The organism is Rhodopseudomonas sp. BR0C11 (assembly GCF_010820945.1).
In the GTDB taxonomy this organism is placed as follows: Bacteria; Pseudomonadota; Alphaproteobacteria; order Rhizobiales; family Xanthobacteraceae; genus Rhodopseudomonas; species Rhodopseudomonas palustris_H.
The window spans coordinates 1-3,298 of the sequence record NZ_QTKI01000482.1 but is presented as its reverse complement, the minus strand read 5'-3'; the positions used below and the strand labels follow the sequence as shown (position 1 = coordinate 3,298).

Genomic DNA, 3,298 nt, shown 5'->3' with positions numbered 1-3,298 from the left:
GGCGTTCTTCCCTGGCGCGGTCGGTATCATCTATCGGCAGTTCAGTCTGACGATGGTGGTGTCGATCCTGTTCTCCAGCTTCCTGGCGCTGACGCTGACGCCGGCGCTGTGCGCGACGTTCCTGAAGCCGGTGCCAGACGATCACCATGAGAAGGGCGGTTTCTTCGGCTGGTTCAACCGGACTTTTGCGCGCATCGCCGGCCGCTATCGCAATGGCGTCGGCTGGGCGACCAGCCGCACCGGGCGGCTGATGGTGGTCTATCTAGCGCTGCTGGCGGGGCTCGGCTGGGCTTACTTGCGGTTGCCTGCGTCGTTCCTGCCGACCGAGGATCAGGGCTATCTGATCGTCGACATGCAGGCGCCGACCGAGGCGACGCAGACCCGCGCGATGACGTCGATCGAGCAGGCCGAGAAGGTGTTCCTCGCCGACCCCAGCGTGTCGCAGGTGTTCACCGTCTCGGGCTTCAGCTTCTCCGGCAACTCGCAGAGCGCAGCGGTGGCGTTCGTGACGCTGAAGGATTGGAGCGAGCGCGGCCACGACAGCGCCGGTGCGATCGCCCGGCGTGCCAATGTCGAACTGGCGAAGATCGGGGACGCCACGGTGATGGCGTTCGAGCCGCCGCCGATCGACGGCCTCGGCAACTTCACCGGCTTCACCTTCCGCCTGCAGGATCGCGGCAGCCGCGGCAGCGCGGCGCTCGACGATGCCGCGACGCGCCTGACTGCGGCAGGCGCCGCCAGTCCGGTGCTGGCGGGCGTTCGGATCGAGGGGCTGGCCAATTCGGCCCAACTGCATCTGGTGATCGACCGTGAAAAGGCGAACGCCCTCGGCGTGTCCTTCGCCGACATCAACGCCACCATCACCGCCAGCCTCGGCTCGGCCTACGTCAACGACTTCCCCAACGCAGGCCGGATGCAGCGCGTCACCATTCAGGCGCAGGACGATCGCCGCATGCAGGCGGACGATCTGCTCAAGCTGAACGTCCGCAATGCCAGCGGCCGGATGGTGCCGCTTTCCGCATTCGCGCGGACCGAATGGTCGAAGGGGCCGATCCAGGTGATCGGCTTCAACGGCTATCCGTCGGTGCGCTTTGCCGGCGATGGTGCGCCGGGCCACTCCTCGGGCGAAGCCATCGCCGAGATGGAACGGCTGGCCAAGCAGTTGCCGAGCGGGTTCGGTTTCGAGTGGGCTGGGCAGTCGCTGCAGGAAATCAAGTCGGGCAATCAGGCGCCGTTCCTGCTCGGGCTCAGCGTCCTGTTCGTATTCCTGCTGCTGGCGGCGCTGTACGAAAGCTGGTCAATCCCGCTATCGGTGATGCTGGTTGTGCCACTTGGCATCATCGGCGCGCTGCTCGCCGTGATGCTCCGCGATATGCCGAACGACATCTACTTCAAGGTCGGCCTGATCGCGATCATTGGCTTGTCTGCCAAGAATGCGATTCTGATCGTCGAATTCGCCAAGGATCTGCATGCCGAGGGTAAGTCGCTGCGCGAGGCAGCGATCGAGGCGGCGGCGATCCGCTTCCGCCCGATCATCATGACCTCGCTCGCCTTCATCCTCGGCGTCACGCCGCTGGCTTTTGCGAGCGGCGTCAGCGCCGGCAGCCAGAATGCAATCGGCACCGGCGTGTTCGGCGGCATGCTGTCCGCCACCGTGCTGGCCGTGCTGTTTGTGCCGGTGTTCTACGTCTTCGCGCTGCAGAAGGTAGAGCGCCGGAAGGCGGCAGGGAGCAAGGGCAGGACAAGCAAAGGCGAGCCGCAATCGACAACGGTTGCGTGATCGCAGGTACTAACGCCAACTCTCTCGTGCCCGGGCTCGTCCCGGGCATCGACGTTTTTACGGTCTCACCGCGCGAGTAAGACGTCGTCGGTCAACCACGGCCGTGACGTTGATATTTGGCCACCAACTCACCGTCAGCAGTGCTCACGGATCTGCAAAAAGGCCGCGGCCTCCGTCCGGAGGGAGAGCCGGAGGAGGCCGCGTTGGAACACCTGACCGCGCCTAGGTTCGCGGCCGGGTGTGGGAGCTCGTTGTCAGGTCATGACATTAGAACGGGAGCAGCACGTCCATCACCTGCTGGCCGTAGCGCGGCTGCTGCACGTCGGTGATCTGGCCGCGGCCGCCATAAGCGATGCGGGCCTGAGCGATCTTGCTGCTGTCGATGGTGTTGTCGCTCTGGATGTCCTCGGGCCGCACGATACCGGCGACGATCAGTTCGCGGATCTCGAAGTTGACCCGGATCTCTTGCTTGCCCTCGACCACCAGATTGCCGTTCGGCAGCACCTGCGTCACCACCGCGGCGACGTTGGTCTGCAACGCTTCCTGGCGCTGCACCGAACCCTTGCCGTCCGACGACGAGGTGGAGTCGGTGGTTAGGATGCGGCCCGGCAGCACCGCGGTCGCCGGCGTCGTGATCGTCTTGCTGCCGATGAAATCGGTGATGCCGGAGTCTTCCTTGCTGGTGCGGCTGCGCTGGGTCTCGTTGGCGATGTTGGCCTTGTCGGTGAAGTTCACCGTCACGGTGAGAATGTCGCCGACCTTGGCGGCGCGCTGATCCTTGAAGAACGCGCGCGAGCCGTTCCGCCACAGCGAGTTGGCGTTGTAGGACGCGACCTCCGGTTTCGGCATCGGCATCTGCACCGGCTTGTAGCCGGGCTGCGTGGTCGGGTTTTCGATCGGAGTGAGTGCCGGCCGTTCGCCGATCGCGGCGAGACGATCGATCGAGGAGCAGCCCCCGGCGAGTCCGCCCGTCGCCAGCAGGGCGGCGACCAGAACGATGCGTTGCAACGGCACAGGCTTGGACATGAACGTTACTCGGTTTTCGCGTCGGCCACGACGCGCGGAGAGATGACGGTGATCGCGACCTGGCCGCGACCGATCACCGTGCCGGTGATGGTGCGCTTGGACTGCAGGTTGAGCACGTTGACGACGTCGCCCTCGGCGCCGGTGTCGAGCGCCTTGCCGCGCGCGGTGAGATAGATGCCGGCGGCGCGATAGATCAGCGTGACGCCCTGGTCGCGGGTCACGAGGTCCGGTTTGGCGAGGTCGGCGCCGCGCAGCACCTGTCCGCTGCGCAGCGTCTGCCGCGCCTGCATGCCAAGGGCGGCATCGCGAGACGCCGCATCGGACGCGACTTCGCTCTTCGGTCGGCGCTCGACGGTGATGTCCGAGGCCTTGATCACTTCGTTACGCTGCACCGGCCGGGTCAGCACGGTTGCCACAACGGTTTCGATCGCGGTGCCGGTCACCCGCATCCGGGCCGGCGCGCTACCTTCGCCGCCGTTGATTTCATAGCTG

General features: G+C 65.7%; 3 protein-coding genes. 1 reads left to right on the top strand and 2 read right to left on the bottom strand.

From position 1 onward, the window contains the following. Window positions 1-1,780, top strand: a 1,780-nt coding sequence (locus DYI24_RS23805) for an efflux RND transporter permease subunit (protein WP_164574078.1), incomplete at its 5' end; no start/stop codon positions are given. Window positions 1,781-2,047: 267 nt separating this feature from the next. Here DYI24_RS23805 and flgH read toward each other — a convergent pair. Continuing rightward, a complete protein-coding gene (gene flgH, locus DYI24_RS23800) occupies window positions 2,048-2,806 on the bottom strand; it encodes a flagellar basal body L-ring protein FlgH (protein ID WP_107345607.1) in 759 nt (252 codons plus the stop codon). Window positions 2,807-2,811: 5 nt separating this feature from the next. After that, window positions 2,812-3,298: flagellar basal body P-ring formation chaperone FlgA (flgA, locus tag DYI24_RS23795; protein WP_164574077.1), on the bottom strand; the 487-nt coding region annotated here is incomplete at its 5' end.

Excerpts from the sequence above, each read along its gene's own strand:
- flgH (WP_107345607.1), bottom strand. The coding sequence starts at position 2,806 with ATGTCCAAGCCTGTGCCGTTGCAACGCATCGTTCTGGTCGCCGCCCTG.